This window comes from Streptomyces niger, assembly GCF_000718305.1.
Taxonomy (GTDB): Bacteria; Actinomycetota; Actinomycetes; order Streptomycetales; family Streptomycetaceae; genus Streptomyces; species Streptomyces niger.
On the sequence record NZ_JOFQ01000017.1, the window covers coordinates 40,887 to 54,315 of the forward strand.

Below are 13,429 nucleotides of genomic sequence, written 5' to 3' on the forward strand. Positions count from 1 at the left end.
GTCACGGCAGTCGTGGCTCAACTATCACCGCACGATCGCTGTTCGGCCAGCGGTTCGACGCGCGTCGCGGGACGAAATATTGGTGTGGACCAGTGTCGTACGCTGGCGTGATGGAAAGCCCCGTCGATCACGGTCTCGGCGCGCTCGCGGCGCGTCTGCGCGCCCTGCCCCCGTCGTGCGGTCCGGTGCGGCTGGTGGCCGTGGACGGGCATGCGGGGTCGGGCAAGAGCACGTTCGCGGGGCGGCTGGCGGCGACGCTCGGCGAGGCCGCGGCGGCCGGAACGGGGGCGGGGGTGAGGGCCGAGGAGGCGGCGGCGACCGGTTCCCCAAGGAGCGGCGGCCCCGCCACCGCCGTTCCCGTCGTTCACCTCGATGACCTGGCCACGCACGAGGAGCTGTTCGCGTGGGACGGGCGGTTGCGGGAACAGGTGATCGAACCGTTCTCCGCCGGGCGGAGTGCGCGGTACGGCGTGTACGACTGGGTGGAACGGCGCTTCGCGCGGGAGCGCACGCTGGCGCCTGCCCCGATCGTGCTCCTGGAAGGCGTGGGAGCCGGCCGCCGCGCACTGCGCCCGCATCTGGCATGTCTGCTGTGGATGGAGCTGGCCGAAGATACCGCCTGGTCACGGGGGCGGCGGCGGGACGGGCCGCAGCAGGCAGCGTTCTGGGATGGCTGGATTCCTGCGGAGCGCGCGCACTTCGCGGTCGATCCTTCCCGCCCCTACGCCGACCTACTGGTGACACAGGGACAGGTGAGATACGAGTGGCGTGCGAGGTCGGTGGACGCGCGTTGACTCCCCCATTCCTTCACACTCCGTGACGGGTCGGGGCCGGTACACGGAGGAGGGCCGACAGGCTCCCGCCGAGTGCCTCAACTCGGCTTGACCTGGGGGCCGTACAGGACTTACGTTCTCAATGTGCGGTTCTGACGGACCGCCCGCAGACGCGAAGCCCCCGGTTGTTCCCCCGTGATCGGGGGCTTCGTTCTGTCCTCATCCCCCGAATCCCGCGCTTCGCGCCGCTTCCCCCTCACCCTCGGTCACCGGCCCCTTCGCGCCGCCGAGTCCCAGCTTCCCCGCTGCGTCCCTCTACGGCAGGGGTCCGCACCGCAGGTACGATGCCAGTTCGTGCCATACCTTGGCCCCGGGCCATTTGATACGGACACGAATCGACGGGCGCGCGACGGCGTGCAGATCCCGTCCACAGCACGCCGCTTCGATCACGCCGCTGCCGGGTAGCCACCTGGCGGGCAGGGCGTGGGGGATCTTTTGTGGGGGACAGGATGGATTGTGGCGCGCAGGGCACGGCGGCCCCGGCCGAACTCGCCTGGCTGCGCGCGGTGGACGCGTACACCATGGGCGCGTACGCGCAGGCCGAGGAGGAGTTCCGGGCCGCGGTGCGGATCGACCCCACGATGGCGGACGCCTGGCTCGGGCTGCACGCACTGCGCGCGGACACCACCACGGCGCTGCTGCGCATGTACCGGCACCGCGACCGCTTCGGCGAGCAGCGCGCCCGCCACCGCCGCACCCTGAACTCCTGGTACTGGCTGGGCTGGTGGGTGCAGCCGGTGCTGGAGACCGGCCGCGACCTGCTGCTCGCGCACGCCTCGCACTGGCTCGACGGCCGGCACGTCGCCGAGCTGGACCAGGCGCTGGCCGGCTGCCCGCCGGTCGACACCGACCCGCAGGTACGTTTCCTGCACGCCTGCCGCGCCTACCTGGTCAAGGACTGGGAGCAGCTCGTACGGCACACCGAGCCGCTGATCGACGACCCGCTGCTGGGCATCGAGTCGGGGCTGTTCGGCGGCATGGCCCGGGTCCGGCTGGAGATGTACGGACAGGCCGAGCCGCTGCTGTCGGCCGCGCTGATGCGGTGCCGCAGCGAGCAGCCGCAGCGCAAGGAGCTGCGGTACTGGCTGGCGCGGGCGCACGAGGGCACGGGGCGCAGCGCCGCGGCGCTCCCGCTGTATCGCGCCGTGCACCGCGTGGATCCGGCCTTCATGGACACCGCGGCCCGGCTCGCGGCCATCGCCGAGTGCGACGGGCTGGAGGAGGGCGCCGACCTGGCCACCGTGTCGGCCGGGCTGGGCCAGGAGAACGCCGGGGACCTCGATCCGCTGGCGCCGCTGGACCCGATGGACGGCCGGGACCTGCTGACGACGGCCGATCCGGACGGGCCGGACGACGGTGACCTGCTCGGCACGCCGGCCGCCGGCGCCGGACCGGCCCGCTTCAAGAGCGTGCCGGAGCAGCGCGGCTCCGATCAGCTGCCGGCCGGGCCCGCCGATCCCGTCCTGCTGGAGCAGGCGCTCCAGGAGCTGGAGCGGATGGTCGGCCTGGAGCCGGTGAAGCGGCAGGTGCGGGCGCTGTCGGCGCAGCTGCGGATGGCGCGGCTGCGGGCCGGCCAGGGGCTGCCCGTCCAGCCGCCCAAGCGGCACTTCGTCTTCTCGGGCCCGTCCGGGACCGGCAAGACGACCGTGGCCCGGATACTCGGGCGGGTCTTCTACGCGCTGGGGCTGCTCGGCGGCGACCATCTCGTGGAGGCCCAACGCGCCGATCTGGTGGGCGAGTTCCTCGGCCAGACGGCGGTGAAGGCGAACGAACTGATCGACTCGGCGCTGGGCGGCGTGCTCTTCGTCGACGAGGCGTACTCCCTCTCCAACTCCGGCTACACCAAGGGCGACGCGTACGGCGACGAGGCCCTGCAGGTGCTGCTGAAGCGCGCCGAGGACAACCGCGACCGGCTGGTGGTGATCCTCGCCGGCTATCCGGAGGGCATGGACCGGCTGCTGGCCGCGAACCCCGGCCTCTCCTCGCGCTTCACCACCAGGGTGGACTTCCCCAGCTACCGGCCGCTGGAGCTGACGGCCATCGGCGAGGTGCTGGCCGCGGACAACGGCGACCGCTGGGATGAGGAGTCGCTGGACGAGCTGCGCAGCATCGCCGGGCACGTCGTCGACCAGGGCTGGATCGACGAGCTGGGCAACGGCCGCTTCCTGCGCACGCTGTACGAGAAGAGCTGCGCCTACCGGGACCTGCGGCTGTCGACGTGGTCGGGCACGCCGTCCCGCGAGGACCTGGCCACGCTGCGGCTGCCGGACCTGATGCAGGCGTACGGCGAGGTGCTGTCGGGGCGGGGGCCGACGCCGGACCCGGGGCCGTGACCTGAGCCTGCTCCGAGACCGGAGCCGACGCCGGAGCCGAGGCCGTGACCTGAGCGCGGTCCGAGACCGGAGCCGACGCCGGAGCCGAGGCCGTGACCTGAGCGCGGTCCGAGACCGGAGCCGACGCCGGGGTCGAGGCCGAGACCGGAGCCGACGCCCGTGCCGAAGCCGTGACCGGGGCCGGCCCGGCGGTGCGCACCGGGCCGGCCCCGTAGCCCGTGGTCAGCCCGCCATCGCCCGCTCCCCTGGCTGCACTTCCCGGGGCCGGGCATCGCCGGCGCCGCGCGGTTCGGCGATCCGGACCGGCTCCGCCGCTTCGCGGTGGGCCGGGTCGCGGTGGGCCGGGTCGCGGTGGGCCGGGTCGCGCATCTCGCCGACCAGCTTCTCCAGTACGTCCTCCAGCGCGACCAGGCCGAGCGCCCGGCCCGCGCCGTCGGAGACCGCCGCGAGGTGCGAGGCGGCCCGGCGCATCGCCGTCAGCGCGTCGTCCAGCGGGAGTTCGGCGCGCAGCGTGGTCATCGGGTGCCAGATGTGCTGCGGCACGGCCCGGTCCCGCTCCTCCAGGTCCAGTACGTCCTTGACGTGCAGGTAGCCCATGTAGGCGCCGCCCGGCGCGCACACCGGGAAGCGCGAGAAGCCGGTCTTCACGGTCAGCTCCTCGACCTGCCGCGGCGTGACGGACGGGTCGACGGTGACCAGGGACGCACGGTCGATCAGCACCTCGGTGACCGGGCGGCGGCCCAGTTCCAGGGCGTCGGAGAGGCGCTCCTGCTCCCCCGGGTCCAGCAGCCCGGCCTGTCCCGCGTCGGCCACGAGGTGGGTGAGCTGCTCGGTGGTGAACACCGCCTCGACCTCGTCCTTGGGCTCGACTCGGAAGAGCCGCAGGACGCCGCGGGCGCACGCGCCCAGCAGGGCGGTGACCGGGCGGCACAGCCGGGCGAAGACGACCAGGCCCGGGCTGAACCAGAGGGCGGCCTTCTCCGGCGCGGCCATCGCCAGGTTCTTCGGCACCATCTCGCCGATGACCAGGTGGAGGAAGACCACCAGGGCGAGGGCGAGGGCGTAGCCGAGCGGGTGGATCAGTGCCTCGGGGAGGTGTACGGCGTGGAAGAGCGGCTCCAGCAGCCGGGCCACGGTCGGCTCGGCGACCGCGCCCAGCGTCAGCGAGCAGACGGTGATGCCGAACTGCGCGGCGGCCATCATCTGCGGCAGGTTCTCCAGGCCGTACAGCACCCGCTTCGCGCGCTTGGATCCCTCGGAGGCGAGCGGCTCGATCTGGCTGCGGCGTACGGAGACCAGCGCGAACTCCGCGCCGACGAAGAAGCCGTTGACGAGGACGAGGAGGGCGGCGAAGAACAGCTGCAGTGCGCTCATCGGACACCTGCCCGCTCGCCGGCCTGCGCGGCGACAGCGGGCTGCGCCGGCCCCGTCCGTATCAGGCGCACCCGGTCGGCACGGTGGTGCGCGACCAGCCGGACCCGCAGCCGCCAGCCGTCCAGTTCGGCGGTGTCCCCGGGCGCGGGGATCCGGCCGAGAATGTGGGCGACCAGTCCGGCCACCGTCTCGTACGGGCCGTCCGGCGCGGTCAGCCCTATCCTGCGGAGGGTGTCGACGCGGCAGCCGCCGTCGGCGTCCCAGGCGGAGTGGCCGTCCTCGGCGGGCGCGAGCACCAGTTCCGGCAGGTCCGCGCGGTCGTGCTCGTCGCGGACCTCGCCGACCAGCTCTTCGATGATGTCCTCCAGGGTCACCACGCCGGCGGTGCCGCCGTACTCGTCGACGACCACGGCGATGGGCTGTTCGCTGCGCAGCCGCTCCAGCAGCGGCTGCACCGGCAGGCTCTCCGGGACCAGCAGCGGGGCGACCGTCATCCGGCCGACGGGGGTGCGCAGCCGCTCCTCGGCGGGCACGGCGAGCGCGTCCTTGAGGTGCACCATGCCGACGATCTCGTCGATCCGCGTGTGGTAGACGGGGAAGCGGGACAGGCCGGTGGCGCGGGTGAGGTTCAGGACGTCCTCGGCGGTCGCGGAGGACTGCAGCGCGGAGACCCGTACCCGCGGGGTCATCACGTTCTCCGCGGTCAGCTCGCCGAGCGAGAGGGTCCGTACGAAGAGGTCGGCGGTGTCCTGCTCGATGGCGCCGGCCTGTGCGGAGTGCCGGGCCAGCGAGACCAGTTCGCCGGGGGTGCGGGCCGAGGCCAGCTCGTCGGTGGGCTCGACGCCGAGGGCCCGCACGAGGCGGTTGGCCACGGTGTTGAGCAGCGCGATGACCGGGCGGAAGAACCGCGAGAAGGCGTTCTGCGGCCCGGCGACGAAGCGCGCGACGGTGAGCGGCTTGGAGACCGCCCAGTTCTTCGGGACCAGTTCGCCGATCACCATCTGGACGGCGGAGGCCAGCAGCATGCCGATGACGACGGCGATGCCGGGCACCGCGCCGGCGGGCAGCCCGATCGCGGCGAGCGGCCCGCCGAGCAGGTCGGCCAGCGCGGGCTCGGCGAGCATGCCGACCACCAGCGAGGTGATGGTGATGCCCAACTGGGTTCCGGAGAGCTGGAAGGAGAGCTCGCTCAGCGCGGTGACGACCGTACGGGCGCGGCGGTCACCGGCCTCGGCGGCCCGTTCGGCCGCCGCCTTCTCCACGGTGACGAGGCCGAACTCGGCGGCCACGAAGAAGCCGTTCGCCAGGATCAGCACGAAGGCCGCGGCGAGCAACAGCAGGGGGACTGTCATGCCGCCGCCTCCGTGGTACGCAGGACAGCCGCGGTGCGCGGGCGCTGTCCGGGAGGGGCGGCGCAGGTACTACAGGACGATCCGTCCATTGCTGGAAGGAGTCACTCCTCGGGTCGCAGGGTCCCCGCGTGGGGGGCGGGGCCGCGGCACGGCCCCGGCTACAGAGTAAACAGGCCGGGCGCGGCAAGGGGAGAGCGGACGGGCGTGCGGTATGCCGCAGATCCGGTCCGTCCGGATACGTACGGGGCGGCGGAACCGGTCAGCCGGCGTGGTCGCCGCTGCCGTGCGCCTCGGCGAGAGCGCGCAGCGTACGGGCGTCCTGAACGGCCTGCTGCTTGGCGATGCCGGGCTGGATGCCCATCGCCGGCAGGCTCGTGCCGTCGGCGAGGTCGAGATGGACCCAGGCGTCGCCGACCCGCAGATTCACCCGCAGGACCTCGGCCCAGGCCAGCGTCCGCTTGGTCGTGAGGTTGACGACGGTGATCCCGTGCTCGGTGGCGACGACCTTGGGCCGGGCGAGCAGCAGCAGCACGGCCAGCACGATCAGGCCGGTGAACACGAAGCTGATCCGCTCGCCGCCGCTGAGGGCCGGCAGCAGGAACGCGATGACCGTCAGGGCCACCAGCTGGGCGATGCCGACGACGTACAGGACGGCACGGGTGCGGGCGGGCCGGAAGGTCACCGGCAGGTCGGGCAGGGACGCGGACACGTCGTCGTCTTCCGTGGCGGGGGTGGCGGCGCGGGCCGTACGTAAAGGTACGTACGGCCCGGCCGTAAGGGGTCAGAGGCGGCAGGCGTGGATGCCGGTGGTCAGGATCGCGCGGGCGCCGAGGGCGTAGAGCTCGTCCATGATGCGCTGGGCGTCCTTGGAGGGGACCATCGAGCGGACCGCGACCCAGCCCTCGTGGTGCAGCGGGGAGACGGTCGGCGACTCCAGGCCCGGGGTGAGGGCCACGGCCTTCTCCACGTGCTCGACGCGGATGTCGTAGTCCATCATCACGTAGCGGCGGGCCACCAGGACGCCCTGCATGCGGCGGAGGAACTGCTGCACCTTCGGGTCGTCGACGGGCGCGCCCTTGCCGCGGATGACGACGGCCTCGGACTTGAGGATCGGCTCGCCGATGATCTCCAGGCCGGCGTTGCGCAGCGTGGTGCCGGTCTCCACGACGTCCGCGATGATCTCGGCGACGCCGAGCTGGATGGCGGTCTCCACCGCGCCGTCCAGGTGCACGACGGAGGCGTCCACGCCGTTGTCGGCGAGGTGCTGGGTGACCAGGCCGGAGAAGGACGTGGCGACGGTCATGCCGCCGAACTCGCTGACGTCCTTGGCGGTGCCGGGCGTGGTGGCGTACCGGAAGGTCGAGCCGGCGAAGCCGAGCTGCATGATCTCCTCGGCCTTGGCCCCGGAGTCCAGCAGCAGGTCACGCCCGGTGATGCCGATGTCCAGCTTGCCGGAGCCGACGTAGACCGCGATGTCGCGGGGGCGCAGGAAGAAGAACTCGACCTCGTTCTCGGCGTCGACCAGGACCAGCTCCCTGCGGTCCTTGCGCTGGCGGTAGCCGGCCTCATGGAGCATCGCCGACGCAGGCTCGGACAGTGAACCCTTGTTCGGGACGGCGATGCGCAGCATGAGGGAATCTTCCTTCGGGGGAGGTGGGTGTTCGGTGTGACCGGGTGGAACGGGAGCGGTGCGAGAAGGCTCAGAGGTGGGCGTAGACATCGTCCAGGCTGATGCCCTTGGCGACCATCATCACCTGAAGGTGGTAGAGGAGCTGGGAGATCTCCTCGGCGGCGGCGTCGTGGGACTCGTACTCCGCCGCCATCCACACCTCGGCGGCCTCTTCGACGACCTTCTTGCCGATCGCATGGACGCCGGACTGGACCAGCTCGGCGGTGCGGGAAGTGGCGGGGTCGCCGGTGGCGGCCTTCTGCTGGAGCTCGGCGAAGAGCTCCTCGAACGTCTTCTTGGACATGGTGGTACCTACCCTAGCGGTCGCCCGCCCCGGACTAACGCCAGGGTTCGGATACTGAACGGAGCGTGGCGGCCGTGGCGACGGCCGCGGTGACCGCCTCGTGGCCCTTGTCCTCGCGGGAGCCTTCGAGGCCCGCGCGGTCCAGCGCCTGCTGCTCGTCGTCACAGGTCAGCACGCCGAAGCCGATGGGCACGCCGGTATCGATCGAGACCTGGGTCAGGCCCTGGGTGACGCCCTGGCAGACGTACTCGAAGTGCGGGGTGCCGCCGCGGATGACCACGCCGAGCGCGACGACCGCGTCGTAGCCGCGGCCGGCGAGAACCTTGGCGACCACCGGCAGCTCGAAGCTGCCCGGCACGCGGAGCAGGGTCGGCTCGTCGATGCCCAGCTCGGAGAGGGCGCGCAGCGCGCCGTTCACCAGACCGTCCATGACCTGGGTGTGCCACTGGGCCGCGATGACGGCCACCCGCAGGTCGCCACAGTTCTTCACGGACAGTTCGGGTGCGCCCTTGCCGCTCACGTTGCTCCTCGTGCTGATGGTGCGAAATCGGGGGTGGGTGTGTACGTACGTGTCTTGCCGGCTGCCGTGGCCTACTGGCTGCCGCAGGCCGAGGCGCGGTCCGCCGGGTCCAGCCACGGCAGGTCGTGCCCCATCCGGTCCCGCTTGGTGCGCAGGTACCGCAGGTTGTGCTCGCCGGCCTGGACCGGCATCGGCTCGCGGCCGGTGATGTGCAGGCCGTACCCGGCCAGGGCCGCGGTCTTCTCGGGGTTGTTCGTCATCAGGCGCAGCGAGCGCACGCCCAGGTCGGTGAGGATCTGGGCGCCGGCCGCGTAGTCCCGCGCGTCGGCGGGCAGGCCCAGCTCCAGGTTGGCGTCCAGGGTGTCCCGGCCACGCTCCTGGAGCTCGTAGGCGCGCAGCTTGGACAGCAGTCCGATGCCGCGTCCCTCGTGGCCGCGTAGGTAGATGACCACGCCGCGCCCCGCCTCGCTGATGCGGCGCAGCGACTCCTGGAGCTGCGGGCCGCAGTCGCAGCGCAGCGAGTGGAAGATGTCGCCGGTCAGGCACTCGGAGTGGACCCGGACCAGGACGTCCTCGCCGTCGTCGAGGTCGCCGGCGACCAGCGCGACGTGCTCGACGCCGTCGACGATGGAGCGGTAGCCGTGCGCGGTGAAGTCGCCGAAGGCGGTGGGCAGTCTCGTCGTGGCCTCGCGGCGGACGGTGGGCTCGGAGCTGCGCCGGTACGCGATGAGGTCCTCGATGGAGATGATCGCAAGACCGTGCTTGCGGGCGAACGGGATCAGCTCGGGCAACCGCAGCATGGTGCCGTCCTCGCCCGCGATCTCCACGATGGCGGCGGCGGGGCGCAGCCCGGCGAGCCGGGCGAGGTCCACGCCGGCCTCGGTGTGGCCGTTGCGTACGAGGACGCCGCCGGGCTTGGCGCGCAGCGGGAAGATGTGGCCGGGGCGCACGAAGTCGCCGGGCGCGGACTCACCGGAGGCCAGCAGGCGCAGCGTCATGGCGCGGTCGGCGGCGGAGATGCCGGTGGTCACGCCGTGCTCGCCGGTGGCGTCCACGGAGACGGTGAAGGCCGTCTGCATGGACTCGGTGTTGTGCTGGACCATCTGCGGGAGCTCCAGCCGGTCCAGCTCCGGGCCCTCCATGGGGGCGCAGATCAGGCCGCGGCACTCGCTCATCATGAAGGCGACGATCTCGGGCGTGGCCATTTCGGCGGCCATGACCAGGTCGCCCTCGTTCTCGCGGTTCTCGTCGTCGACGACCACGACGGGGCGGCCGGCCGCGATGTCGGCGATGGCGCGCTCGACGGGGTCGAGGGTGAGGTCGGTCGCGTCGGGGCCTTCGTACCAGTTCTGCTGTGCGGTCATGCCGCCGCTCCTTCCAGGACGGGCTGCGGGCTCGTGCGGGAGCGCAGCCACCAGTCGCGCAGGCCCCACAGGACGAGACCGAGGTAGACGACGTAGACCAGGCCGGAGAAGGCCAGGCCGCTGCTGAAGGCCAGCGGGACGCCGACCACGTCGACCAGCAGCCAGGCGAACCAGAACTCCACGAGGCCGCGGGCCTGGGCCACCATCGCGGCGAGCGTGCCGACGAAGATGTAGGCGTCCGGCCAGGGGTTCCAGCTCAGCTGCGGTACTTGGGTGAAGAGGAAGCCGACGGCGAGGGTGCCGACGGCGGTGCCGGCGAGGAGGGTGGAGCGCTCGCGCCAGGTGGCGAAGCGGACGGCGATGGTGCCGTCCTGGGCCTGCTGCCGGCCGCGCTGCCACTGCCGCCAGCCCCACAGGGCGACGCCGATGACCAGCAGCTGCTTGCCGACCCCGCCGCTGAGCTGCGCGGAGGCGTAGGCGGCGACGAGGATGACGCCGGAGAGGAACTGCGCGGGCCAGGTCCATATGGAGCGCCGCCAGCCGAGCGCCAGGGCGATCAGGCCGACGGTGTTGCCGATCATGTCGGACCAGATGACGTGCTGGCCGAAGGCGGCGAACGCCTCGCCGTTCAGCCAGTTCAGTGCGGTCATCGCGCGCCTCCGTCGCTGTCCTTGCCGGCCTTGCCGAGCAGCCGCTCGACGTACTTGGCGAGGACGTCGACCTCCAGGTTGACCGGGTCGCCGATCTTCTTGATGCCGAGGGTGGTGAGGTCGAGGGTGGTGGGGATGAGGCTGATGGTGAAGTAGTCGTCCCCGGCCTCGACGACCGTGAGGCTGACGCCGTCGACGGTGATGGAGCCCTTCTCGACGACGTACCGGGCCAGCCCGTCCGGCAGGGCGATCTTCACGATCTCCCAGTGCTCGCCGGGGGTGCGCTCGGCGATGGTGCCCGTACCGTCCACGTGCCCCTGGACGAGGTGGCCGCCGAGCCGCCCGCCGAGCGCCATCGGACGCTCCAGGTTGACCCGGGAGCCCTTCTCCAGCGCGCCCAGGCTGGACCGCTTCAGCGTCTCGGCCATCACGTCGGCGGTGAATTCACCGTGCTCGGTCTCCACGACGGTCAGACAGACGCCGTTGACGGCGATGGAATCGCCGTGCTTGGCGCCCTCCGTGACGACGGGGCCGCGCAGCCGGAAGCGGGAGGCGTCGGTCAGCTCCTCGACGGCGACGACCTCACCCAGTTCTTCGACGATTCCGGTGAACACTTCAGTTCTCCTCGTGGAGGGCGGGGGTGGCGGTGATGCGCAGGTCGGGACCGAGCCGTTCGGTGTCGGTCACGTCGAGGCGCAACGCCCGGGCGATGGTGGAGATTCCGGCGTCGCCCAGCGCGGCCGGGCCGGCGCCGAGCAGTGCGGGGGCGAGATAGCCGACGACCTTGTCGACGGCGCGGGCGGCGAGGAAGGACCCGGCGAGGGTCGGTCCGCCCTCCAGGAGGACGGAGCGCACGCCGCGGTCGTAGAGCGCGCCGAGCAGGGCGGTGACGTCCAGGCCCCGCCCCCCGGCGGCACGCGGCAGCCGGACGACCGTCGCGAGCGCTTCGAGGTGGGTGGCGTCGGCGTCCTCGGCGACCGCGATCAGGGTCGGGGCCGTACCGTCCAGGACCCGGGCGCCGGGCTTCACGGCCGTCGCCGAGGAGTCGACGACCACCCGCAGCGGCTGGGTGACCTCGGCGTCCAGCAGCCGGGCGGCGAGCTGGGGGTCGTCGGCGCGGGCGGTGCCGGAGCCGATGATCACCGCGTCGGCCTCGGCGCGCAGCCGGTGCACGTCGGCGCGGGACTGCGGGGAGGTGATCCATCGGCTGGTGCCGTCGGCGGCGGCGCTGCGGCCGTCCAGGGTGGCGGCGTACTTCCACAGCACGAAGGGGCGGCGGCGCAGTACGGAGGTCAGCCAGGCCTCGTTCCCGGCGGCGGCCTCGTCGACCAGCAGCCCGCCCTCGACGTCGACGCCGGCCGCCCGCAGGGTGGTGGCGCCGCCGGTCGCGGCGGGGTTGGGGTCCGGTACGGCGTAGACGACCCGGGCGACGCCGGCGTCGATGAGGGCCTGGGCGCAGGGACCGGTACGGCCGGTGTGGTTGCAGGGCTCCAGGGTGACCAGGGCCGTACCGCCGCGGGCACGCTCGCCGGCCGCCCGCAGGGCGTGGATCTCGGCGTGCGGGCCGCCCGCCTTCCGGTGCCAGCCTTCACCGGCGACGACGCCGTGCGCGTCGAGGATCACGCAGCCGACGACGGGGTTGGGGCTGGTGTGCCCGAGGCCGCGCGCCGCGAGCTCGATGGCCCGGCGCATCGCCGTGGTCTCAGCGGGGGCTGTGGCGGCCACCGGGTCCTCCTGCCTCTTCGGGCACGGACTCCGGGGCTGTCGCGAGCGACAGGAGCGGTACGGAACAGCACGATCACCGAGGCCGGGCGGGTGATCCCGACTTTCGTGGACGGGACCGCCGGCGGCGGTGTACCGGTGTTGCTCGACCGCCGCGCACTGCCTCCCATCCGGACTTTAACCGTCGGTGCAGGAATTTCACCTGCTCAACCGGCCGCTGGCTGCGGACGGGTCGCGGACTGTAACCGCCGGTTCGGACTTTCACCGACCCCGGAGTGCGCTGCGTATGTCAGTACCCCTCCAGTCTGCCACGTCTGATCGTCGGCCATGAAGGGGCGTCCCTGTGGGCTGACTCACACCGGGTAGCGGTGCGGGTACGCACCGGCCCCGGGAGTTTCCCGCGCGTTCCCGGGGAGTTCTTACGGTGACGGACCGCGCCCCGGCGCGGTCGAATGACAGGACAGTCTCCGGGAGGAGCGGGCGATGACGACGTTTCTGGTGACCGGCGGCACGGGGACCTTGGGGCGGGTCGTGGTGGACCGGCTGCTGGCCGACGGGCACACCGTCCGGGTGCTCAGCCGCCGGCCGCACACCCGGACGGAACACCCCAGGCTGCGCGCGTACGCGGTCGACCTGCGCAATGGTGTGGGGCTCGCGAACGCGACGGCCGGCGTCGAGGTGATCGTGCACTGCGCCTCCTCGCCGACCGGGGGCGACCTGGCCGCGGCAGGACAATTGGTGGACGCGGCCCGGACGGCGGGCGTACGGCATCTGGTGTATATCTCCATCGTCGGCGTGGACCGGGTGCCGTTGCGCTACTACCGCACCAAGCGCGAGGTGGAGCGACTCCTGGCGGAGTCGGACGTGCCGTGGACGGTGCTGCGCACGACGCAGTTCCACGATCTGGTGCTGCGGCTGGTGAAGGCCGGTGCGCGGTCGCCGGTGCTGCCGGCCCCGGCGGGCGTACGCGTGCAGCCCGTCGACGTCCGCGAGGTGGGCGCGCGGCTGGTGGAGCTGGCGTACGGGGAGCCGGCCGGGCACGTCCCGGAAATGGGCGGCCCCGAGGTGCTCGCCGCCCGTGACCTGGTCGCTCTCACGCTGCGCGCGGGCGGGCGCCGCCGCCTGGCGCTACCGGTGCTGCTGCCGGGCGCGACCTACCGGGCGCTGCGGGCGGGCGGGAACCTGACCCCCGACCATGCGGTCGGCAAGCTCCGCTACGCGGACTTCCTGGCCGAGCGCGGCGGGCACATACCGGGACTGCGGGTGGTGGGAACCGACGAAGCGACGGACGGCTGAGCACCTGACACA

Annotated in this window: 13 protein-coding genes and 1 riboswitch; of the genes, 3 read left to right on the forward strand and 10 right to left on the reverse strand. The window is 72.6% G+C overall.

Annotated features, from left to right (window positions below):
- The first annotated feature begins 110 nt into the window (after window positions 1-110).
- Both IF20_RS27635 and IF20_RS27640 read left to right on the forward strand, forming a co-directional pair.
- Window positions 111-794: a uridine kinase family protein gene (locus IF20_RS27635; protein WP_052868229.1), complete on the forward strand. Its 684-nt coding sequence runs from the start codon at window positions 111-113 to the stop codon at window positions 792-794.
- Window positions 795-1,282: 488 nt separating this feature from the next.
- The gene (locus IF20_RS27640) at window positions 1,283-3,166 is read left to right on the forward strand and encodes an AAA family ATPase (RefSeq protein ID WP_052868079.1); all 1,884 of its coding nucleotides are present in this window, start codon (window positions 1,283-1,285) and stop codon (window positions 3,164-3,166) included.
- Window positions 3,167-3,388: 222 nt separating this feature from the next.
- Here IF20_RS27640 and IF20_RS27645 read toward each other — a convergent pair whose 3' ends face one another.
- The 10 genes from IF20_RS27645 to ribD form a co-directional block, all read right to left on the reverse strand.
- On the reverse strand, window positions 3,389-4,540 hold the full coding sequence (locus tag IF20_RS27645) for a hemolysin family protein (RefSeq protein WP_052868080.1): 1,152 nt from the start codon (window positions 4,538-4,540) through the stop codon (window positions 3,389-3,391).
- Complete coding sequence (locus tag IF20_RS27650; protein WP_052868081.1) at window positions 4,537-5,892, reverse strand: hemolysin family protein; 1,356 nt, start codon at window positions 5,890-5,892, stop codon at window positions 4,537-4,539. The genes IF20_RS27645 and IF20_RS27650 overlap by 4 nt, the downstream gene beginning before the upstream one ends.
- A gap of 259 nt (window positions 5,893-6,151) precedes the next feature.
- Window positions 6,152-6,601, reverse strand: a complete 450-nt coding sequence (locus tag IF20_RS27655) for a PH domain-containing protein (RefSeq protein ID WP_052868082.1) — start codon at window positions 6,599-6,601, stop codon at window positions 6,152-6,154.
- Window positions 6,602-6,673: 72 nt separating this feature from the next.
- Window positions 6,674-7,522: an ATP phosphoribosyltransferase gene (gene hisG, locus IF20_RS27660; protein WP_030610537.1), complete on the reverse strand. Its 849-nt coding sequence runs from the start codon at window positions 7,520-7,522 to the stop codon at window positions 6,674-6,676.
- Between the two features lie 70 nt (window positions 7,523-7,592).
- Window positions 7,593-7,865 carry a phosphoribosyl-ATP diphosphatase gene (locus tag IF20_RS27665; protein ID WP_030251465.1) on the reverse strand — a complete coding sequence of 91 codons (273 nt, stop codon included), beginning with the start codon at window positions 7,863-7,865 and terminating at the stop codon, window positions 7,593-7,595.
- A gap of 34 nt (window positions 7,866-7,899) precedes the next feature.
- A complete protein-coding gene (gene ribH / locus IF20_RS27670) occupies window positions 7,900-8,385 on the reverse strand; it encodes a 6,7-dimethyl-8-ribityllumazine synthase (protein WP_052868083.1) in 486 nt (161 codons plus the stop codon).
- 71 nt (window positions 8,386-8,456) lie between these two features.
- Complete coding sequence (locus IF20_RS27675) at window positions 8,457-9,749, reverse strand: bifunctional 3,4-dihydroxy-2-butanone-4-phosphate synthase/GTP cyclohydrolase II (protein WP_052868084.1); 1,293 nt, start codon at window positions 9,747-9,749, stop codon at window positions 8,457-8,459.
- Window positions 9,746-10,399, reverse strand: coding sequence for a nicotinamide mononucleotide transporter family protein (locus tag IF20_RS27680; protein ID WP_052868085.1), 654 nt, complete (start codon window positions 10,397-10,399; stop codon window positions 9,746-9,748). The genes IF20_RS27675 and IF20_RS27680 overlap by 4 nt, the downstream gene beginning before the upstream one ends.
- Entirely contained in the window at window positions 10,396-11,013 is a 618-nt protein-coding gene (locus tag IF20_RS27685; protein WP_052868086.1) for a riboflavin synthase, read from the reverse strand. Before IF20_RS27685 ends, IF20_RS27680 begins: the two co-directional genes overlap by 4 nt.
- A 1-nt stretch (window position 11,014) precedes the next feature.
- Entirely contained in the window at window positions 11,015-12,091 is a 1,077-nt protein-coding gene (gene ribD / locus IF20_RS27690; protein WP_052868230.1) for a bifunctional diaminohydroxyphosphoribosylaminopyrimidine deaminase/5-amino-6-(5-phosphoribosylamino)uracil reductase RibD, read from the reverse strand.
- Window positions 12,092-12,273: 182 nt separating this feature from the next.
- Window positions 12,274-12,404, reverse strand: a riboswitch (FMN riboswitch).
- Between the two features lie 200 nt (window positions 12,405-12,604).
- Between ribD and IF20_RS27695 the strand changes: the two genes are divergently transcribed.
- Window positions 12,605-13,417 carry an SDR family oxidoreductase gene (locus IF20_RS27695; RefSeq protein ID WP_052868087.1) on the forward strand — a complete coding sequence of 271 codons (813 nt, stop codon included), beginning with the start codon at window positions 12,605-12,607 and terminating at the stop codon, window positions 13,415-13,417.
- Window positions 13,418-13,429 lie beyond the last annotated feature (12 nt).